Origin of the sequence: Paenibacillus sp. FSL H8-0457 (assembly GCF_038051935.1) — a bacterium.
In the GTDB taxonomy this organism is placed as follows: domain Bacteria; phylum Bacillota; class Bacilli; order Paenibacillales; family Paenibacillaceae; genus Paenibacillus_AQ; species Paenibacillus_AQ lautus_A.
On the sequence record NZ_CP150293.1, the window covers coordinates 499,919 to 521,363 of the forward strand.

A 21,445-nucleotide genomic window follows, 5' to 3' on the forward strand; every position below is an offset into this window, starting at 1 on the left:
GTAAATCTGGCTTCTTCTGGTATAAATATCAAATAGTAAAATATATGTTAACTGTGTATAAAATATTTTCCTATTTTGATTGAGAAGGGGGAGTTTGTTTCACATGACAGGAAATAGAAGATTCAAATGGCTTGTCTGCATTCTGGTCATGCTGACCGTACTGATGTCGGCGTGCGGCAGTCCAAGCAAGAGCAGTAACCCGGAAACGCCGCCAAGCGGCACCAATACGCCGGCACCTGAACCGGGGGCTAAAGATCCTCCCGAAGCAACAACCGACACCGGTGCGAATGAGCTTGTGATTGCCTGGCTTTCTGATCCGCCATCCATGGACCCTCATATGTCGACGGACCAGCAAACGAGCGTAATGACAACGCATATTTATAACACGTTGGTGATTCATGATAAGGATCTGAATATTCAACCGGGGCTCGCCGAGAGCTGGAAGGCAATCGATGAATTGACCTGGGAGTTCAAGCTGAGACAAGGCGTGAAGTTTACGGACGGCTCTCCATTCAATGCAGAGGTGGTCAAAGCCAACATCGACCGTATGCAGGATCCGGAGGTTGCTTCTCCGCGCGCTTCGCTTGTGGGCATGATTAAAGAGGTTAAAGTCGTTGACGAATATACGGTACAGCTCGTGACCGAGTATGCTTTCTCGCCGCTGCTTGCCCATCTGGCCCACTCTGCGGTCAGCATGGTTAGTGCGGAAGCCATCAAGCTGGATTACGAGAAGCTGAAGGCAGGCGAGAAGGCAGGCGCTTATCTGGCGCAGAACCCTGTTGGCACGGGCGTATTCAAACTAGAGAGCTGGAACCCGGGACAGGAAGTGAAGCTGGTGGCGAACGCTGATTATTGGGGAGATAAAGCGAAGGTTGAACGGGTCACGTTCAAGGTGGTGAGCGAAGAGGGAACGCGGATCGCGGAGCTGGAAACCGGTTATGCGCATATTATCGACCCGGTGTCGCCGAGCAGCATCAGCCGTATCGAGAGCACGGACGGCATGTCCCTGAACCGCCAGGCTTCGCTCAGCTTGTCTTATATCGGATTTAATAACAACAAGGAGCCGTTTAACGATGTGCGGGTGCGGCAAGCCTTGTCGATGGCCATCAATAAGGATGAAATCATCTCGGGCATCTACGAAGGCACGGGCATTCCTGCCGTTGGTCCGCTGGCACCGGACGTGAACGGCTATGATGCTACCGTTAAGCCGATCGAACATAACATCGACAAAGCGAAAGAGCTGTTGAAAGAGGCCGGATACGAGGGTGGCTTCTCAACGACCATCTGGACCAATGACAACCCGGAACGAATTAAGATCGCCGAGTACGTACAATCCAAGTTGAAGGAATTGAACGTCGAAGTCAAAATCGAAGTGGTCGAGTGGGGTGCGTATTTGGCCCAAACCGCAGAAGGCAAGCACGACATGTTTGTTCTCGGCTGGTCCACGGTAACGGCCGATGCCGACTATGGCATGTATGAGTTATTCCATTCCAAGAATGTAGGGGAGCCGGGTAACCGTACCTTCACGAAGGATCCGGAACTGGATAAACTGCTGGATGCCGGGCGTAAAGAGAACGATCCGGAGCAACGCAAGCTCATCTATAAACAGGCGCAGGAGAAGCTGGTTGAGTTAGCGCCGATGCTCTATATCCATCATCAGGAGTATTTAAACGGAGTCAGCAGCAAGGTGGAAGGCTTCTGGCGGCATCCGAACGGCATCATGCAGCTGCACCAAGTGTCCATTCAGCCATAAGGATGTCCTGAAAGCTTTATAGCTTTGAATCGTCATGATATAAAGAGGATTTACAGCAAGAGGCTCCTATCCGGGGGCCTCTTGTTTGATGTTGTTCGGTGTTGGGACAGGAGATAGGGTTAACCAGCCAATGGTTCATGATCACCCTCGTCGGGCATCCGCTAGATCATGCAGCTTGCGAGCGAAGGGAGTTGATGTGCTGTCTCGTTTTTTGATGTCAAAAGCATATTGAAAAAAATAATATATACATTGACGCATATATACGCATTGGTGTATATTATAGCCATGAATACTTCAGCTATGCAATTAACCCTCTTCACGATCTCGGAGCCGAACCGCTTCAACATTGTTGAACTCTTAAAGCAAGGGTCGAGATCGGTCAGCGACATCGTAGAGGCTTTGGGTATCGGCCAGCCTCAAGTATCCCGCCATCTGCGGATACTGAGCGAGGCCGGGCTCGTAAAAGTCCGCAAGAACGCACAGCAGCGCATTTATAGTCTCGAAGCCCAGCCGTTCCAGGAGCTGGACGTCTGGCTCGATTCGTTCAGCAGATTGTGGGAGGAGCGACTCGACAAGTTCGAGGACTATATGAGCGACTTTAACGGAGAGGAGAGTTAAGCCAATTCTTTTACTAGCTCCACAGGAAGATGCGGCTCTGCACGCAGAGCCGATTTCACAGATAGGAGGAATTCACATGGGCAGGAAGACCATCATCACGAAAGACCGGGAGCAGCGGAAGCTGACCGTGGAGCGTGTCGTATCGATACCTCTGAAGCTGTCCTGGCAGGGATGGACGAAGCCGGAACACATCGAACGCTGGTGGGGACCAAAAAACTGGAATGCGACGGTATATGAGATGGATGTCAGACCGGGCGGCGTATGGCGCTACAGACTGGCTCCCGATGCGGCGGGAGAAGGGGAAGAAGCCTTCTGCAAGGCGACTTACTCCGAAGTGGCGGAGTTATCGAAGCTCGTTTATACGGATACATTTACCGATCAGGACTGGAATCCCGTTGCAGGCAGCGACATGTTGACCTCGGTTACATTCGAAACAGTCAAGGATGGGACCCGATTAAGCATCATCACCCATTTTGCGAGCGTAGAGCAGCTGGAGGCTGCTGAAGGCATGGGAATGGTGGAAGGATACGCGGATACGCTGGAACGGTTTGAGAACGAAATAAGTTTGTACATAAAGGACAATAAAAGGAGAGATGATCATGAATTACGTGATGTCTAATGACGGTACCCGTATTTTTTATGAAAAGAAAGGGACTGGTCCGGCTGTCATTCTTGTAGCTGCCGCAGCTTCGGATCACAACGACACAACGCGTCTTGGAGAGTTTCTGTCTGAACATTTCACCGTCTACAATTATGATCGGCGGGGACGGGGCAGCAGTACGGATGCGGTTCCGTATGCCGTTGAACGTGAGATCGAAGATATCGATGCCCTTATTCAGGAGGCGGGCGGCAGCGCGTATGTATTCGGAAGTTCCTCGGGTGCTGTTCTGGCTCTGGATGCAGCGAGCAGACTTGGCGGCAGTAAAGTTAGTAAACTGTTTCTATACGAGCCGCCGTTTATCATTGACGACAGCCGTGCACCCGTACCGGCGGAATACGTGCAGCAATTGAATGCGCTGATGGCAGGGAATCGGCGCAGCGAAGCCGTAGAATATTTCATGACAGCCGCGCTGGGGATCCCAACGGAATATGTAGAATTCATGAAGGCAGATCCTTCTTGGCAGGTCATGGAGGGCATGGCGCATACATTGGCCTATGACGGCATGATTATGGGGAGCACGCAATCCGGTCAACCGCTGCCGACGGATCGCTGGGATGTCGATGTCCCGGTCATGGTGATGACGGGCGAGAACAGCGGGTCCATGTTCCATGGGGCCGCTAGCGCATTGGTCGACTTGCTCCCTCAGTGCGAGCACCGGATGCTGCCTGGTCAGGACCATTCTGCCGTCGTGATGGCGCCGGAAGTGCTGGCTCCCGAGGTGTCGGATTTTCTGTTGCCTTCGGCAAATCGAATTCCGGGATAAGCGTGCTTGGCTCATCAAGAAACCGTGACCCTTAGGGCCACGGTTTCTTTGTTTCCTGTTCCGGTGGAAGTATTTATTCGGTCTTCTCAAACGGCTTAATAAAATGATTAAAGGCGCTGGTGCGAAACAGGTCGCGCCGGAATACAAAATGGACCTTGGAGCTGCGGTAACGCTTGGGAATTTGGAAGGCCTGCAATTTCCCGGCATCCACCCAGTCCTGGACGGAAGAACGCGTTAACAGCGAGATACCCAGCCCGGCGGCCACACCGCCCATGATGGCTTCCAGCGTGCCAAACTCCATAATGTTCATGGGCCCCACATTCTCCTCATGGAGCCATTGCTCCAACCGTTTACGGTGGTAGCAGCCCCTGCCAAAGAACAGCAGCGGTTTGGTGAGCAAATCGCGAAGCGCAGCCTCCGTGGGTTCCGAGATGAGGACAAGCTCCTCGTCAAAGGCCCGGATTTCGTTAAAGTCCGGGTAATCCAGAGGTCCGCTGATAAACGCCCCGTCCAGTTCATATTCGTTCAGGGCTCGAATCAAGTCGGCCCTATGGCCTGTAATCAATGACAGTTTCACATTAGGGTAGCGTTTATGATAATCCAGCATGATACCGGGAAGATGTACCGCGGCTGTGGTTTCCGATGAGCCGATTCGCAGCGGTCCCGTCGGTTCTTCCGAGAATTGCGTCGATTTCACGGCTTCGTCAAGCAAACGCGTAATCTGATCGGCATACTTGAGCAGATTACAGCCGGCCGTGGTTAAGGCAACGCCGCGGCTGAGCCGATAGAACAGGGGCGTGTTCAGCTCGGATTCAAGCTGCCGGATTCTAGCGGTCACGTTCGATTGCACGTAACCCAGGCTTGCGGCAGCCTTGGTAATGTTTCCTTCACGGGCAACAGCCTGGAATATCTTCAGATCTCCACTCTCCACCTTAGCAGCCTCCTTATATCCATCATTCACAGTGATGGTTCGAATCTTATTTAATTATTTTACATGATACGAAGGTCGGAATAAACTGTGGATACACCTAGTTAAGGAGAGGGGAAATCATTGGCATGAGCAAACCGCGTATGCTGTTTCTGACGATATTTACGATGCTGGTCGCGGGACTTAACTTCCCGATCGGCAAAATGGCGCTGTCCTTCGGTTCCCCATTCGTGCTGCTGGCGATCCGGTTCGTGGGAGCGGGGCTTCTGATGCTGCCCTTCATTGCAAGGCGGCCCCATCCCAGGAGCGGCGCTGCCTGGCTGAAGCTGGCAACGATCGGTCTGTTTCAATCGGCACTCGTGATGAGTGGCATCTACCTGAGCATGCAGACCATTTCCTCCGGCAGCTCCTCGGTTTTATCTTCCAGCAACCCGATCTGGTTCATCGTGTTCAGCTTCCTGATCTTCGGTATGAGGTACCGTCTTCTTCAGTGGGCGGGCGTGATCATCGGTTTTATCGGCGTGTTCATTACGCAAGGCTTGCAGATGCAGATGCAGAGCGGATTCTGGTTTGCGTTGGGCGCGGGGATGGCTTGGGGAATGGCGACGCTGCTAAGTTCCCGTTGGGGCAAGGAGTTTGACGCTTGGGTCATGGCTGCCTATCAGATGCTGATCGGAGGCATCCTCCTGCTCATCGCAAGCCCGCTGCTGGAGCAGCCGCATTTTGTATGGGATTCATCTCAGATCTTGAAGGAGCTCTTTGTTCTAGGCTGGATGATTCTGATGAGTTCGATTGCCCAATTCGTCACTTGGTATTATGTGCTGCGCAACAGCGATCCCAATAAAGCTAACGTGTATCTATTCCTCATTCCCGTGTTCGGCGTATTATCCGGATGGCTTATACTAGGCGAGCAGCTGCATTGGTACACCTTGGCCGGAACAGTCTGTATTGGGCTTGGCATTTATCTGGTGAACCGGCCTGGACGAGTGGACGTAACAAAAGATCCATTCATGATCAAGGAGCGGTGCGGTACCGCATAAAGGCAAGAAACCTAATATATTCGAATTTAGCAGGTCGCGACGATGCCATTCGTGCGGCCTGCTTTTTGCCATGACAAGCAAAGGTTTTCTGGCCTGAGCAGGTATCACGATAAGTTATGACAAGGGGGAAATCCAAGAAAAATCTTGTCCCAGCAAAATAAGTAAATTTTATTAAAAATAAATCCATGTTATATTAAATTTACTAACGCCTTTGGAGAGGGGATAGGATTCATGAGTGGTTTGAAGGAAATTGCAAAGCTCGCGGAGGTCTCGGTGTCTACGGTGTCCAACGTGCTGAACGGGCGCAAGAACGTGGGGCGGGAGACGAGGGAGCGGGTGCTGAGGTTATGCTCGGAGCACGGCTATTTTCCGCATAAGTCAACCAAATCCGATAAAAGCAACACGATTATATTCGTCTTCAGCGACTTTGATCGCGATTATTATTTAAAAATCATCAAGGGGATCAGCCATTGCCTCACGGAGAATGGATACGACCTCATCATCTGCACGAATAAATCCAGCACCAATTTTATGCGCAGCAAGTTTGCAAGCGGTACCATAAGCCTCGACCGGAACATGACGGACGAATATTTAGTCTCGGTAGCCACGCCGCAGTTCCCCGTCGTTCTCATGGACCGGATTATCGACAACGAGTATGCCAATACCAAAAGCGTGATCGTGGACAATTACCCCGTGATGTGCGAAATGGTTCAGGCGCTGGTGGATAAACAGTTCAGAACCTTTGGATACATTGGCGGACTGGAGTTTACCCTGGATCATAAGGAACGCTTCGCCGGATTTATGGATACGCTTTCGAAGAATGGCATCGCGTTTGACAGGCGGAATTACTTCCATGGCGATTACAGCGAGGAAAGCGGATATCAGGCGGCCAAGATCCTGATCCTTAGCAACGCATTGCCGGAAGTGCTGGTCTGCGCTAACGACAATATGGCTCTGGGCGCGATCAAAGCTTTGGAAGAGAACGGCATACGGGTGCCGGAGGACATATCGATCACCGGCTTCGATAATTCGGACGCGGCGGCGATGGCCGGCTTGACGACCATTGCGATCCCGCGTTATGAAAGCGGTTATTTGGCGGCGAAGGAGCTGCTCGAGATGATCAAGGGCACGACGGGCAGGGAGCCCTTTAAACTGAATGCCACGATCCAGTGGAGAAAAACGGTGAGATAAACTTTATTTTTACAGCTAGTAAAATATCATAGATTTTACTAGTTTTTTTACTTAGTATTTTTATGAAAACGTGTACATTTTTTATTGACATTCTAGGTAAACCGCCCTATGATGGGTTTGTAAACGTTTTACTTTATAGAGTCCTTGAGGGGGAGGCGTGTCACTTGAAAAAAGTAAAAAAGGTATTGAGCATACTTACGGCAACGGCTTTGGTTGCGACACTCGCGGCCTGCGGCGGTACATCTGACAAAGATTCTGGAGCAGCAGCCGGAGGAGATGGGGGAGATAAGCTGAAGAAGATAACCCTCTTCCAATCGAAAGTCGAAATTACGGAACCTCTTGAAGCCTTGGTTAAAACCTATAAAGAAGAAACCGGCAACGAGGTTGAGGTATGGGGTGCCGCGGGCGACGCTTATTCGCAGCAGCTGGTGGCGAAGCTCAGCAGCAACCAGGGCCCAACGATATTCAGCGTGGCTCCTGGACCCGAGTCCGAGAAGCTGAAATCCTATTTTTCCGATTTGAGCGGCGAGGAGTACGTTAAGAACATTGCGCCGGACATGGAATTGAAGGTCGAAGATAAGACCGTCGGCGTTCCGTACGGCGTAGAAGGCTTCGGTCTCGTATATAACAAGGATCTGGTGGATCCGGCCAACATGAAGGACCTGGACTCCTTCACCAAGACGCTGGAGCAGCTGAAGGCTGACGGCAAGAACGGTTTGAGTCTGTCCCAGGAGGCTTACTTCCTGATCGGACACATCATCAACACGCCGTTTGCGCTTCAATCCGATCCGCTGGCCTTCATCGACCAGCTGAACAAGGGCGAAGTGAAGATGGCCGACACGAAGGAGTTCCAGGAATGGGCGAAATTCATGGATGTCATCAAGGCCAACACCAAGAATCCGCTGGAAGTGAAATACGATAGCCAGATGGGCGACTTTGCAACGGAAAAAACGGCCATGGTGCATCAGGGCAACTGGAGTTATTCCATGCTTGCGGACTTCGGCGATTTCGGCTCCAAAGTCGGCATGATGCCGTTCCCGCTTGCCGGCAACGATAAGATCGCCGTAGGCGTAGCCAGCTACTGGGTCGTCAACAATCAGGCGGACGCTGAGGAAGTCAAAGCCGCAAACGCTTTCCTGAACTGGCTCTTCACGAGCGAGACGGGCAAGAAGGCCATCGTGGACGATTTCAAATTCATCCCGGCTTTAACGAACATTGAAGCAGGCGATCTGGACCCGTTGTCTCAAGCGGTGCACGAAGCAACCACGAAGGGCGAGACGATCACTTGGGCGCTGAACTACTTCCCATCGGGTATCATCACCAATGATTTGGCTCCGGCTACGCAGGAGTACTTCATGAATCCGGGCATGACAGGCGAGCAGTTCCTGCAGAAACTCGATGAAGTATGGGCGAAAGCATCGAAGTAATCTAATTGAAGCCGAAAGGCAATCATCTGATATCACAATTCCATGAAAACGAAAGCCTAGCCTCAGACGTTCTGATGATGAGCGTTAGGCTTTTGTTTTTTCTAACACGACTTCAAGGTTTGATGCCGCCTTGCGGGAATCATCCGGAACGGAAAGAAGGTATGGATTATGAGCAAAAGAAAGGATAAAGCCTGGTTTGCCCTGTTTACGGTGCCGCTTCTGTTTATTTTCACGACCGTGGTCATCATCCCGTTCATTATCGGGATCGTGTACTCCTTCGTCAATTGGGACGGCATTCCGGCGAATCCGAAAGTATTCGTAGGGTTCGACAATTACGTTCAGCTGTTCCAGGACGACCGATTCCTGTCATCGGCTTGGCATACGGTTCAATTCACGCTGCTCGCGCTGGTATGCGTCAACGTACTGGGACTGGGCTTTGCGCTGCTGGTGACGACAAAGCTCCGCTCGAGAAATGCGGCGCGGACGATGTTTTTCATGCCGAACCTGATCGGCGGCCTGATTCTGGGTTACATCTGGCAGTTTATTTTTACGGATGCGTTCAGCTTCCTGGGCGAGAAGACCGGATTCGACAGCGTGTTCTTTAACTGGCTGCTGCATCCGCAGTTTGCGCTGTATGCGATCGTTGCGGTATTCACCTGGCAGCTGGCGGGTTATACGATGATCATCTACATCGCAGGCATCCAGGGGATTCCGGATGAGCTGATGGAAGCGGCGAAGGTCGATGGCGCCAACCTGTGGCAGCGACTGAAGAGCATCGTGTTCCCGCTGTTAATGCCTTCGTTCACGATCTGTCTGTTCCTGACGCTGTCCGGGGCGTTCAAAATCTATGACGTAAACCTGTCGTTGACCAAGGGCGGACCGAGCAATGCGACGGAGATGTTTGCGATGAATATTTTCAACGAAATTTTCGCTTACGGTAATTATGGATTAGGTCAGGCGAAAGCGATCATCTTCTTCCTGATTGTGGCCGGACTCACGCTGACGCAAGTCATCATCACGAAGAGAAGAGAGGTGCAGATGTAATGAAGAAATCAGGGAAATGGCTGCTCGATATCCTGCTGTTCCTCGCCTCGCTGGTCTTCTTGTCTCCGGTCTTCATCATGCTGATCAACTCCTTTAAGGATCGTGCCGAGCTGTATGAGAATGCGCTTGCGCTGCCTTCTTCCTTCAGCTTTGAGTACTATAAATCCGCGATGGAGAAGATGAATTTCTTCACGGCGCTAGGTAACTCGCTGTATGTCACCGTCATCTCGGTGATCATCGTCATCGTGCTCGCCTCCATGACGGCATGGATGCTGGTACGGACGGACAATAAGCTGAGCAAGGTCATTTTCTTCACGTTTGTGGCAACCATGCTGATTCCGTTCCAGACGCTGATGATGCCGCTGATGCAGGTGATGGACTGGATTCGCACCAATCTGCACATTCCGATGCTCAACACCCATGAGGGCTTGATCTATATGAACGTCGGCTTTACGTCCAGTATGGCAGTCTTCCTGTACCACGGGTTCATCAAATCCGTGCCCGTTGCGCTGGAGGAGGCGGCTACCCTTGACGGCTGCTCCAAGCTGGGCGTGTTCTGGCGGATCGTGTTCCCGCTGCTGAAGAACATCAGCGTGACCATCGCGATCCTGAACGTCATCGCGCTGTGGAACGACTATCTGCTTCCATCGCTGACGCTGTCGGACAAAGGGCTGCGGACAATCCCGCTCTCGACCTTTTATTTCTTCGGAGAATTCACGATCGTGTGGAACCAGGCGATGGCCGGTCTGACGCTGACGATCATCCCGGTTGTCATTTTCTACGTTTTCGCGCAGAAATACATTATCAAAGGGATTGCCGCAGGTGCTGTGAAATGAGGCGGATCATTACGAGAGCCGACGACTATGCTTCCAGCCGTTCCGCCAATGCTGCGATTGCCAGGACCGTTGAGGCCGGATTCATCAAAAATGTGTCCATTATGGCGCCCCGTCCTTATCTTGCCGAGGCCGCGCAGCTGCTGGCGCATCGCAAGGACATCTGCTTCGGCTTCCATATGACGCTGAACGCCGAATGGGATAACGTACGCTGGGGACCTGTTGCCGCGAAGGAACAGGTTCCTTCGCTTGTCGATCGGGCCGGGTACTTCTATCAGGACCCGAGCTTGTTTCAACATCATCCGCCTTCGCTGCAGGAGATCCTTATGGAGTGCGAAGCGCAGCTGGATAAACTGACTGCGGCTGGCTTTAACATTTCTTACGCGGATTCCCATATGCTGCCCGAGCGCTTCATTCCCGGGCTGCAAGAGGAGCTGGACCGCTGGATGGAGGCGAAGGGGCTTATCAACCACCGATATTACTACAACTTTTTCCCTGGCGGCGTTCCGGACGGGGCCGAGTCGTTTGAAAGGGTGCTTGGCGGCCTGACGGACGAACAGTACTTTTTCCTGTCCCATCCGGCGCTGTATTCGGAGGAAATGGTGCAGTGCGGCAATGCTCAAGTGGATGGGGAGGAGCTGGCACGAGGGCGTGATCAGGAGGCCGCCTTCCTTGCTCGGGAGGACTTGAACGAGATTAGCGAACGTTGGGGCTTCCGTACCGTGCGATATGATGAAGCGGCGCCGATATCTGGTGTATAATGGAAGGGTCATGATGAATTTATCTTGTTATACAGGGAGAGGCGGAATAGGATGAACACGAACACGGTTCGATTATTGCCAAGAAGTACCCCCGAAAACCAAGGAATCTCATCTCAGTCCATCAAACGTTTTATCGGCTCGATTCAGGAGAAGGAGCTTGAGCTGCACAGCTTCATGCTGGTTCGGCACGGGCATTCCGTCGCGGAGGGCTGGTGGAAGCCGTACGACGCGGACAAACCGCATATGCTGTTCTCGCTAAGCAAGAGCTTTACCTCTACCGCGATTGGACTCCTGGTCCAGGAGGGCCGGATTACGCTGGAGGATCGGGTGATCGGCTTTTTCCCGGAAAACAAACCGGAGGATCCGTCCCCGAATCTGTCCGCGATGACGATACGCGACTTGCTGATCATGGGCACGGGACATGCCCAGGAGCCTGCCATCCAGTCCGATATTTGGGTGGATGATTTCTTCAAGCAAGCAGTCGAGCATGAACCTGGAACCCACTTTGTATATAACAGCGCAGCGACGTACATGCTCTCGGCCATTCTGCAGAAGGTCACCGGCATTACGCTGCTGGATTATTTGCAGCCCCGTCTGTTCGAACCGCTCGGCATTCAGGGGGCTGCATGGGAAAGCTGCCCGCAGGGAATCAACACCGGCGGCTGGGGTCTTAAGCTGAAGACCGAGGACATCGCCAAGTTTGGCCAGCTCTATCTTCAGAAGGGAGAATGGGATGGTCGGCGCTTGATTCCGGAGGCTTGGATTGAAGAAGCGACCTCCAAGCAGATATCCAACGGACCTGCGGATTCCACTTCGGACTGGACCGAAGGATACGGCTATCAATTCTGGATGTGCCGCAACGGCGCTTATCGAGGCGACGGCGCGTTCGGGCAATTCTGCATCGTGTTCCCGCAGCAGGATGCGGTTCTGGCGATTACTTCCGGCCTTGGAGATATGCAGGCCGTGCTGAATGAGGTATGGGAGCATTTGCTGCCGGCGATGGGAGCAGATCCGCTGCCGGCCGATGCCGATGCGGCAGCCTCCCTTGCCGAAACGCTGCAAGCGCTTAAGCTGGATCCGCCAAGCGAGGAGGCGTTATCTCCGATTGAGAAGGACGTATCCGGGATCGTCTATGATCTCGAAGAGAACGAGGAGAAGCTGCATTCGTTCTCCGTCCGGTTTGAAGAGGATGGCGGGGTGTTGGAGCTTACGGGGGAACATGGCGTCAACTCGATTGCCCTTGGCCGGAGCGAGTGGAAGTCGGGAACCACGAAGCTGATCATGATGACGGATCAAGCGTATGCTGCCTCCATGACCTGGAAGGATGACCGGACGCTGCAGCTGATCGTCAGGCTGACCGAGACGCCGTTCTACTTAACGACGGAATGCACCTTCAGCGAGGAAGGCATTCATCTTGCCTACTGGATGAACCAATCGTTTGAAGGCAAGGTAGTCCGGGAGATTAAGGGCAAAGCCAGGGCATAATGCCGATAAAACAAGGTACATCAAAAACCTCTCCATGATCATGGAGAGGTTTTTTGGCATGCCGTATTCAGAACCGTTCTGACACCACCTTCGGCTGCGTGAACAAGAGCAGGTAGTCGCGGCCGCCGGCTTTGGAATCCGTGCCGGACATATTGAAGCCGCCGAACGGGTGGGTGCCCACCAAGGCGCCGGTGCATTTCCGGTTCAAATACAGGTTGCCGACATGGAAATCGCGCCGTGCCTGCTCCAGATGCGCGCGGTTGTTCGAGATCACCGCGCCGGTCAGCCCATAATCGGTATTATTGGCGAATTGAATCGCTTCGTCGAAGGAGGCTGCCTTCGTGAAGGCCACCACCGGGCCGAAGATTTCCTCTTGGGAAATACGGGCAGTGCTGTCCACATCCGCAAAAATCGTAGGCTGAATGAAATACCCCTCCGGATCGCCCGGAAATCCGCCAAGTACCAGCTTGCCTTCGCTTTTTCCGATTTCGATATAGTCGAGAATTTTACGGTACGCCTTATCGTCGATGACGGGTCCCACCTGAGCCTCGGCATGGGAGGGGCTTCCGATCACCAGCTTCTTGGAGCGCTCGATGACCTTCTGCAGCACGGTATCATAGACGTCCTCATGCACGATGGCTCTGGAACAGGCGGAGCATTTCTGGCCGGAGAAGCCGAAGGCCGAAGCGGTAATCGCATCCGCAGCAAGGTCCAAATCGGCTTCGTTGTCCACGATGATGGCGTCTTTCCCGCCCATTTCGGCGATGACGCGCTTGATCCATCGCTGCCCCGGCTGCGTTTTGGCCGCACGCTCTTGAATTCGCAGTCCAACGTCGCGGGAACCCGTAAAGCTGACAAACCTGGTCAAAGGGTGATCCACCAAATAGTCGCCCACTTCCTGACCCGGACCAGGCAGGAAGTTAACGACACCCGGAGGCAGGCTGACTTCTTCCAGAAGCTGCACGAATTTGGCGGCTATGACCGGGGTGGTGCTCGCCGGTTTCAGCACAACGGTGTTGCCGGAGACGATGGCCGCCGTGGTCATACCGGCCATAATCGCGAGCGGGAAGTTCCAAGGCGGAATGACGATGCCGACGCCAAGCGGGATGTAATCGAGATGATTCTCTTCCTCCTCGTGGACCGTCAGCGGCTGGGGCGCGCTCAGGCGCTGCATTTCGCGTGCATAGAACTCCATGAAATCGATCGCTTCGGCCGTATCCGCGTCCGCTTCGGCACGCGTCTTGCCGGCTTCGAGGGTCATCAGCGCGGAGAACTCGAGCTTGCGCCGCCGCATGATTGCCGCGGCCTTGAACAGGTAGCGTGCCCGCTCGTTCGCCTCGGTGTGCTTCCACGTCTCAAAGGTACGCGCCGCCGTCTGAATGGCTTGCTCGGCAAGCTTAGTATCCGCTTGGGACACGACGCCGATGACTTGGCGTTTGCGCGACGGATTGACCGACTTAGCGGTACGTTCCGTATGGATTTTGGCACCGCCGATAACCAAGGGGTACGATTGGCCAAGCTCGGCTTCGACCCCGGATAACGCCGCATCGTATAACTTGTTGTTCCACTCGTTGTTGAAGTCCATAAATGGTTCGTTCCGAAAAGGTGCTCGCATGGGGAGGCCCCTCCTTAACATGATATGAATCGAAGCTTCAGGCCAATGGTCCAGCTGCGGATCGTCATGGTGGCATGGTTAGGATCTCCTGGTGAAAACCTCTATTTAAATATGTATGTCTCCCTGCATGCCGTCATGATTTTTGCATATGAGTTAGATAGAGTCATTTTGGTTACCTTGCAAAGGGGGCGCGCGCATGGACGGAACCGAGCTTTACCGTAAAGTGATCCTGACGGTGTCCGGCAATAAACTCGTGAAATGGCTGTCGATCAAGTACGGCCGGAAATTGGCTGGCCGATTCATTGCCGGCGATACCTTGGATGAGGCGCTGGACGAAATCGAGAGGCTGAACGCGAAAGGCATTCTCGTTACGCTGGATCATTTGGGGGAGGGCATTACGACGCTGGATGAAGCGGCCGGGTACCGAGAGGAATATTTGAAGCTGGTGGAAGGGATTGGGAGGCGCGAAGTGCAATCGAACGTATCCTTGAAACCGACGCAGATGGGCATGGCCCTGGACCCCGAGAAGGCTTACGAAAACATCAGGTCGGTGGTAAGAAAGGCTAAAGAGCACCGCAACTTCGTTCGCCTGGACATGGAGGATTCGCCGTATACCCAGGCAACCATCGATATGACGCTCCGCCTTCATAAGGAGGGGCTGACCAATGTGGGGACCGTGATGCAGGCCTACTTGTTCCGTACGGAGGAGGACGTGAAGAATCTGTTAAGGGCCGGCGTTAATTTACGGCTAGTAAAGGGCGCGTACAAAGAGCCGGGAACCATCGCCTTTCAGCAGAAGCGGGAGGTCATTGACAACTACAAGAAATTGGTCAAAATGCATTTCGACCAAGGGGCCTACGTCGCGATTGCCTCGCATGACGACAACATCATCGACTGGGTGAAGGTATTTGCCGAGCAGAGCCGCATAGACAAACAGGACTATGAATTTCAGATGCTGTATGGACTGCGGATGAACGATCAAGCAGCGCTTGCGCAGGACGGCTACCGTATCCGGTGTTATATGCCCTATGGAACGATGTGGTACCCGTATTTCACCCGGAGGCTGGCAGAGAAGCCGGCCAATCTGATGATGGTGCTCAAAAATATGTTCAAGTGAGCGGGATCCGATTGCAGAACCCCGTCAAAATGCCTGATGAAATAAGTGGCTTTTTGACGGGGTTCTTCATGGTTTCAAAAAACATCAGGCTGCTTAGAAGTGCCCAATCCAAAGGAAACGGGGATAGTAGCTCTCTGTAGCTGCTGCCCCTAGAAATGATAATACGCCTCCGAGCAATCCATCAGGAAGGAACGCTCCAGCGGCAGACTGCCTAACCGCTTCCGGCTAATGTGCTGATGCTGATTGGCCTCTAAATCGGCGAGGGCCGATACCGCCAACAGCATCCGTACGGATCCCCATTGCTGCTTTTGGACATAGCGAATGGCTTCCATCACGTGCATGCCTCTCAGCCTTGAGAATACGGATGCCCAGCGAACCAGATCCGCAAACTCTCTTGTGCTGGGCAGCGCATATTCGGCATACCCGGATGCGTTTTTACAGCTGATTTTGAACAAGCCGCAGTTCCTGCTGTGATCGCTCCAGGGGATAAAACGTTCGGCCGAACCCCGGTCGAAACGAAATATCTCCATATGGCGGATAGTCTCTTCACCTAATGCAGGCACTGCGGTTTCGATGACGGGTGTAAGCGCTGCCTCGATGAGTTTCGTCATGATATGATCTACGCTCCTTTATAAGAATGTTATATGCACGGCAAATAGGCCTGGTGAGCAGAGAAACCCCGCTCTCCAGGCCTATTTATGGTTAGAGCCCCAATTCCGGCGGCCGCTATGCCAAAGCTTGGATGGTATTCTCTCTCAACAACGCGCCTACGAGGTTAGCTGACGGATTCGGACTGAGAGCACCCTACCACTGGGCCCTTCGATCCTAGGCGCAGCGGATTCACCCCATTCACCAATCGAAGACTGGTGACTTTGGTTCCCCCGTCTCCCGGTCTGTCGGGAGCTCGGCGTATAACGTGTTTCGAATAGATGGATGAATCATACGCCGGAGGAAACGAAAAGTAAATGACCGTATGGGACGAATAGATTCCGAAATGTGATGAAAACGGTAAAAGAAAACGCGTACAATCGGCCGTGTCATCTATTATCGTGGCAAAATCTCGGTATCTCGTTGGATTGCGATAAATAAGAGAAAACAAGAGAAATACATAGTATAGAGCAGTATACGGAAGATAAAGACGAAATACTGCTTGGTTCCTGTTCGACATAACGCCAGATGTGTTTTTGCTCACATTTACATCCTGCAGGGCCGGACGTATGATACGAACTATGAATTGACGGTTATCAACGACCAAGGCATACGGGCAGCCGTTCCATGAAGGTAAAGGCAGTGTGAGAGCTGCGCCTGGCGCTTTATGGATCGAATCTTAGGAGAAGGCACCATGGGCCTTGCTGAGATTTGAAGGTAGAGGCGACTCTCACCGCGTGAACCTCCTGTTGCTGTGCTGTTATGCCCAGTCTGGATGACAAGTCAATGGCTAATAGAATAACATGCTACTCGTTTTTAATTTTCGCTGAGTCCTTGAATGGAAAAGGAACGGGGGAACCAGTCGGGAGATGAACCTGATCTCTCTGGGGTGAATCCTGTAGACAAGATAACGGTCTATGGGTAGGGCGACTCTCACGCCCGAATCCGTCAGCTAACCTCGTAAGCGTATCGAGAGAGGCAACGATTGTCGTGGACTTGGGCCACGGTGTATTTCACCGTGGCCTGTAAGAAGCCTGCGGGAAGAGTTCTTCTCTTTCCGCAGGCTTCTTTGTTGTTGCCTTCTCTTTCTGACCTTAGGAGGAGAAACGAAGATGGAGAAACCACAGGAATTCATCCTGGTATCCGCGCCGAACAAGGCCGGGGAGGAATTCGTCCGCCAGCTGATTCACAAACGTGTTCCGTTTGCGGCCATAGCCAACAACCGGGCTGAGCAGCAGAGGCTGCGAGAACTGGGCTGCAGACCCATCATTTTGATTGATACAAGAGACGAGCAGACCTGGATCATTCCCGAGTTTCCCGTCAGCAAGGTGTTTCTGTTCGAAAGCAGCTTGAATCTGTGCTGCCGCTATTTACGGATCTGCCGGACATGGACCTCGGAGTCGATTTACGTGATCACCCATTCCGGCAATCCGCGCTTGATATACAAAGGGCTGGGTGCCGATGTGGTGCTTCATACGAATCATCATCAGGTGTCCTTTCTGATGGCATCCGTAATGAGCTAAGCGTTTGGACTGACGCCACAAGAGTTAGGGGAGGTTACATTCATGCAGGATTTAGTTATGGTGCTCATTTTGGGAGGAACCTACGGACTGCTCATGCTGTTTATGTCCTGGTGCGGGCGCGTGGTTTCGGAACCGGAGGCTGATCAGCCGTGATGATCATGTTGATATTCACGATTTTTATTTTTCTCTATTTGATTTATGCGCTGATTCACCCTGAAAAATTCTAGGGAAACGGCTGAAGGAGGAAGGCATTCGTCATGGGCATTTTACAAATTGCCATCGTTATACTCGTTCTGGTGCTGCTGGTCAAGCCGCTGGGAACTTATCTATATCAGGTGTTTCGTTATGAAAGCAATGGAACGGACAGATGGTTCTCCTGGGCGGAGAAACGGATCTTTGCTCTGATCGGCTTAAAAGAACGCAAGGGGATGACATGGAAAGGATATGCCGTCAGCTTTGTGTTAACGAATATCGTGCTGGTTGCGGAGGGCTACTTGATTCTGCGGCTGCAGAAAGTGCTGCCGTTGAACCCGAGCGGTATCGGCCATATGGAACCAACCTTGTCGTTCAATACGATTATCAGCTTTATGACCAATACGAATCTTCAGCATTACAGCGGCGAGTCGGGATTGTCTTATCTGGCCCAGATGGCCGTCATTACGATGATGATGTTTACGTCCGCAGCGACCGGGCTGTGCGTGGCGATTGCTTTTATCCGGGCGGTGACCAGCAAGGGCACGACCGTCGGCAACTTTTTTGAGGACTTCGTTAAGGCGCATACCCGTGTATTCATTCCGGCTGCTTTCATCATTGCGATGGTACTGGTGGCGCTGCAGGTGCCGCAGACCCTGAAGCCTACGCTCAGCGTCACGACGCTGGAAGGAAGCGAGCAGCAAATAGCGGTGGGCCCGGTGGCTGCGCTCGAATCGATCAAGCATCTGGGCACCAATGGGGGCGGTTTTATGGGGGCCAACTCGGCGCATCCGTTCGAGAACCCGTCCCCGCTGACCAATGTGATCGAGATTCTGTCCATGTGGAGTCTTGGGGCGGCGCTTCCTTACACATTTGGTTTGTTCGCGAAGAGCCGCAAGCAGGGATGGATCATATTCTCGGTAATGATGACCTTGTTTATCGGCTTCCTGTCCTTGAACTATGCTGCGGAAACCAACGGCAACCCGGCATTAAACCAGCTGGGCATCGACGCCTCGCAAGGCAGCATGGAGGGCAAAGAGGTCCGGTTCGGGATCGCCCAATCCTCCCTGTTTACGACGGTGACAACCGCGGCTACGACCGGGTCGGTCAATAACATGCATGATACGCTCACGCCGCTCGGCGGGATTACGCCGCTGTCCCTGATGATGCTGAATTCCGTTTTTGGCGGAAAAGGCGTCGGGCTGATGAATATGCTCATGTACGCGATCCTGGCGGTGTTCCTGGCCGGTCTTATGGTTGGCCGTACCCCCGAATTTCTCGGCAGAAAAATCGAGGCCCGGGAGATGAAGCTGATCGCGATTGTCATTCTGGTACACCCATTGATCATCCTTGCTCCGACGGCGCTCGCGCTCATGACGGATGCGGGACAGGCGGGCATTGCCCATTCGGGCTTTCACGGCATCTCGCAGGTGCTTTACGAATACACGTCATCCGCGGCCAATAACGGCTCCGGGTTTGAGGGCCTTGCGGATAACACGCCGTTCTGGAACATCAGCACCGGACTGGTCATGCTGATCGGACGCTATATTTCGATGATTGCCCTGCTCGCTGTAGGCGGCTCGCTGATGCGGAAGCAGTGGGTTCCCGAGACGCTCGGAACGTTCCGGACAGATAATAAGCTTTTTGCAGGCATTCTCATCGCGGTGGTCCTGATCATCGGTGCCTTGACCTTCCTGCCTGTGCTGGTGCTGGGACCGATTGCCGAGCATCTGACGATTCGTTAAATAGAAAAGGTGGCCTATTACCATGAATAATACGAGAAAAAAAGCGATGTCCCAAGAGATGGTCCGTCAGGCGCTGAAGGAAAGCTTCACGAAGCTGAATCCCGTCCTGATGATGAGAAATCCGGTCATGTTTGTCGTGGAGGCCGGGACTCTGGTCGTGCTGCTTATGACGATATTTCCGTCCTATTTCGGTACCGAGGGCAGTATCGGATTTAACCTGACCGTATTCGTCATCCTGCTGTTCACGCTGCTGTTCGCAAACTTCGCAGAGGCGCTTGCCGAAGGGCGCGGCAAGGCGCAGGCCGATTCCCTTAAGCAGTCGAAGCAGGAAATGACGGCTCGCAAAGTGATGGAGAACGGCGGGGTACAATCCGTGTCGTCCACGGCTCTGCGCAAAGGAGATATCGTGATGGTCGCGCAGGGCGAGATGATTCCCGGGGACGGGGAAGTGATTGCGGGCCTTGCATCCGTTGACGAATCGGCGATTACCGGGGAATCCGCCCCCGTCATTAAAGAAGCCGGCGGCGATTTCAGCTCGGTCACGGGGGGGACCCGGGTTGTCAGCGATACGATCCGCATCCGGATTACGAGCGATCCGGGGGAATCGTTTATCGACCGGATGATCTCGCTGGTCGAAGGGGCCTCCCGGCAAAAGACGCCAAACGAAATTGCGCTGAATACGCTGTTGATCGTCTTAACGCTGATCTTCCTGATCGTGGTTGTGACGCTGGCACCGATCGCGAAGTATCTTGGCATCGAGTTGACCGTTCCGGTGCTGATCTCGCTGCTGGTATGTCTGATCCCGACCACGATCGGGGGGTTGCTGTCAGCGATCGGGATTGCCGGCATGGACCGGGTAACGCAGTTCAACGTGCTGGCGATGTCCGGCAAAGCGGTTGAGGCCGCCGGGGACATCAACACGATGATTCTGGATAAGACGGGTACCATTACGTTTGGTAACCGGATGGCCAGCCGGTTGATTCCCGTCGGCGGCGAGTCGCTGGCATCGGTGTCCCAGTGGGCCGCGGTGAGCTCGCTGCAGGATGAGACGCCGGAAGGACGGTCGGTGTTGGAGCTGCTGAGGAAGGAAGGTTTCGCAGTGGATGAGAGCATGGCGGATGGGGCGGAATTCATCGAATTTAAGGCGGAGACCCGGATGAGCGGCATGGACCTGAGGGATGGCCGGAAAGTCCGCAAGGGCGCTGTGGATGCCGTCAAGGCGTGGGTGCAGTCGCAAGGAGGCCCTATCCCTTCGGATTTGTCGCCAAATAGCGACGCCATCGCCACAGAGGGGGGAACCCCGCTTGCCGTCGCCGTGGATAACCGCATCTTTGGTTTGATCTACCTGAAGGATACCGTGAAGCCGGGCATGAAGGAACGGTTTGACCAGCTGCGCCGGATGGGCATCAAGACGATTATGTGCACGGGCGACAACCCGCTCACCGCGGCGACGATTGCCCGTGAAGCGGGCGTCGATGATTTCATCGCGGAGAGCAAGCCCGAGGATAAGATTGCCGTCATCCGCCGAGAACAAGCCGAAGGCAAGCTGGTGGCGATGACCGGGGACGGGACGAACGATGCCCCGGCGCTGGCCCAGGCCGATGTGGGGCTGGCGATGAACAGCGGTACCACCGCAGCCAAGGAAGCGGCCAATATGGTGGATCTGGATTCGGATCCGTCGAAGATTATCGAGGTGGTTGCCATCGGCAAGCAGCTGCTGATGACGCGCGGCGCGCTGACCACCTTCAGCGTCGCGAACGATGTCGCCAAATATTTTGCCATCATTCCGGCGATGTTTGCAGCTGCTATTCCAAGCATGAACGTTCTGAACGTCATGGGACTGGGTTCTCCCATGTCGGCGATTCTGTCGGCGCTGATCTTTAATGCCATTATCATTCCGCTGCTGATTCCGCTTGCGATGAAGGGTGTGGCCTATAAGCCGATGAGCTCGTCGAAGCTGCTGCAGCGCAATGTGCTGGTCTACGGATTAGGCGGCGTGATCGTGCCGTTCATCGGGATTAAGCTGATCGATATGATCGTGCATCTCTGGATTTAGGCCGGAAACAGCAGCCGTCCTATCGAGATATCCCGGAGGCTGCTA

General features: G+C 53.5%; 18 protein-coding genes and 2 riboswitches. Of the genes, 15 read left to right on the forward strand and 3 right to left on the reverse strand.

Annotation, left to right across the window (positions count from 1 at the left end):
• Window positions 1–103: 103 nt before the first annotated feature.
• From MHI43_RS02175 to MHI43_RS02190, 4 genes are all read left to right on the forward strand, one after another.
• Window positions 104–1,753 (forward strand): glutathione ABC transporter substrate-binding protein, encoded by a 1,650-nt coding sequence (locus MHI43_RS02175; protein WP_012818634.1) that lies wholly within the window; start codon window positions 104–106, stop codon window positions 1,751–1,753.
• A 285-nt stretch (window positions 1,754–2,038) separates the two neighbouring features.
• A complete protein-coding gene (locus MHI43_RS02180) occupies window positions 2,039–2,371 on the forward strand; it encodes a metalloregulator ArsR/SmtB family transcription factor (RefSeq protein WP_119850358.1) in 333 nt (110 codons plus the stop codon).
• A 76-nt stretch (window positions 2,372–2,447) separates the two neighbouring features.
• Window positions 2,448–2,990, forward strand: coding sequence for an SRPBCC domain-containing protein (locus tag MHI43_RS02185; RefSeq protein ID WP_012818636.1), 543 nt, complete (start codon window positions 2,448–2,450; stop codon window positions 2,988–2,990).
• Window positions 2,971–3,795, forward strand: a complete 825-nt coding sequence (locus tag MHI43_RS02190) for an alpha/beta hydrolase (protein WP_012818637.1) — start codon at window positions 2,971–2,973, stop codon at window positions 3,793–3,795. The genes MHI43_RS02185 and MHI43_RS02190 overlap by 20 nt, the downstream gene beginning before the upstream one ends.
• Window positions 3,796–3,868: 73 nt before the next feature.
• Here MHI43_RS02190 and MHI43_RS02195 read toward each other — a convergent pair whose 3' ends face one another.
• Entirely contained in the window at window positions 3,869–4,726 is an 858-nt protein-coding gene (locus MHI43_RS02195) for a LysR family transcriptional regulator (RefSeq protein WP_012818638.1), read from the reverse strand.
• 125 nt (window positions 4,727–4,851) lie between these two features.
• On the opposite strand from MHI43_RS02195, the gene MHI43_RS02200 reads away from it, so the two are divergent.
• The 7 genes from MHI43_RS02200 to MHI43_RS02230 all read left to right on the forward strand — a co-directional run bounded on the left by MHI43_RS02200 (window position 4,852) and on the right by MHI43_RS02230 (window position 12,504).
• The gene (locus MHI43_RS02200) at window positions 4,852–5,763 is read left to right on the forward strand and encodes an EamA family transporter (RefSeq protein ID WP_012818639.1); all 912 of its coding nucleotides are present in this window, start codon (window positions 4,852–4,854) and stop codon (window positions 5,761–5,763) included.
• A gap of 231 nt (window positions 5,764–5,994) precedes the next feature.
• On the forward strand, window positions 5,995–6,954 hold the full coding sequence (locus MHI43_RS02205) for a LacI family DNA-binding transcriptional regulator (RefSeq protein ID WP_012818640.1): 960 nt from the start codon (window positions 5,995–5,997) through the stop codon (window positions 6,952–6,954).
• Between the two features lie 164 nt (window positions 6,955–7,118).
• On the forward strand, window positions 7,119–8,381 hold the full coding sequence (locus tag MHI43_RS02210; protein WP_012818641.1) for an ABC transporter substrate-binding protein: 1,263 nt from the start codon (window positions 7,119–7,121) through the stop codon (window positions 8,379–8,381).
• 168 nt (window positions 8,382–8,549) lie between these two features.
• A complete protein-coding gene (locus MHI43_RS02215; protein WP_012818642.1) occupies window positions 8,550–9,425 on the forward strand; it encodes a sugar ABC transporter permease in 876 nt (291 codons plus the stop codon).
• Complete coding sequence (locus tag MHI43_RS02220) at window positions 9,425–10,261, forward strand: carbohydrate ABC transporter permease (protein WP_009595886.1); 837 nt, start codon at window positions 9,425–9,427, stop codon at window positions 10,259–10,261. Before MHI43_RS02215 ends, MHI43_RS02220 begins: the two co-directional genes overlap by 1 nt.
• A complete protein-coding gene (locus tag MHI43_RS02225; RefSeq protein WP_036664769.1) occupies window positions 10,258–11,019 on the forward strand; it encodes a polysaccharide deacetylase family protein in 762 nt (253 codons plus the stop codon). Before MHI43_RS02220 ends, MHI43_RS02225 begins: the two co-directional genes overlap by 4 nt.
• Window positions 11,020–11,094: 75 nt before the next feature.
• Window positions 11,095–12,504, forward strand: coding sequence for a serine hydrolase (locus MHI43_RS02230; RefSeq protein ID WP_341283217.1), 1,410 nt, complete (start codon window positions 11,095–11,097; stop codon window positions 12,502–12,504).
• 67 nt (window positions 12,505–12,571) lie between these two features.
• On the opposite strand, the gene pruA is transcribed toward MHI43_RS02230, so the two are convergent.
• On the reverse strand, window positions 12,572–14,119 hold the full coding sequence (gene pruA, locus MHI43_RS02235; protein ID WP_012818645.1) for an L-glutamate gamma-semialdehyde dehydrogenase: 1,548 nt from the start codon (window positions 14,117–14,119) through the stop codon (window positions 12,572–12,574).
• 196 nt (window positions 14,120–14,315) lie between these two features.
• Here pruA and MHI43_RS02240 point away from each other — a divergent pair, with 196 nt between their 5' ends.
• Complete coding sequence (locus tag MHI43_RS02240; RefSeq protein WP_012818646.1) at window positions 14,316–15,236, forward strand: proline dehydrogenase family protein; 921 nt, start codon at window positions 14,316–14,318, stop codon at window positions 15,234–15,236.
• A gap of 149 nt (window positions 15,237–15,385) precedes the next feature.
• On the opposite strand, the gene MHI43_RS02245 is transcribed toward MHI43_RS02240, so the two are convergent.
• Window positions 15,386–15,847, reverse strand: coding sequence for a hypothetical protein (locus MHI43_RS02245; protein WP_012818647.1), 462 nt, complete (start codon window positions 15,845–15,847; stop codon window positions 15,386–15,388).
• A 136-nt stretch (window positions 15,848–15,983) separates the two neighbouring features.
• A riboswitch (cyclic di-AMP (ydaO/yuaA leader) is annotated at window positions 15,984–16,156 on the reverse strand.
• 542 nt (window positions 16,157–16,698) lie between these two features.
• Window positions 16,699–16,867: riboswitch (cyclic di-AMP (ydaO/yuaA leader) on the forward strand.
• Between the two features lie 129 nt (window positions 16,868–16,996).
• Here MHI43_RS02245 and MHI43_RS02250 point away from each other — a divergent pair.
• The 3 genes from MHI43_RS02250 (at window position 16,997) to kdpB (ending at window position 21,400) form a co-directional block, all read left to right on the forward strand.
• Complete coding sequence (locus MHI43_RS02250) at window positions 16,997–17,407, forward strand: hypothetical protein (protein ID WP_012818648.1); 411 nt, start codon at window positions 16,997–16,999, stop codon at window positions 17,405–17,407.
• Window positions 17,408–17,664: 257 nt separating this feature from the next.
• Window positions 17,665–19,344, forward strand: coding sequence for a potassium-transporting ATPase subunit KdpA (gene kdpA / locus MHI43_RS02255; protein WP_036664767.1), 1,680 nt, complete (start codon window positions 17,665–17,667; stop codon window positions 19,342–19,344).
• A 22-nt stretch (window positions 19,345–19,366) separates the two neighbouring features.
• Entirely contained in the window at window positions 19,367–21,400 is a 2,034-nt protein-coding gene (gene kdpB / locus MHI43_RS02260; RefSeq protein ID WP_012818651.1) for a potassium-transporting ATPase subunit KdpB, read from the forward strand.
• Window positions 21,401–21,445 lie beyond the last annotated feature (45 nt).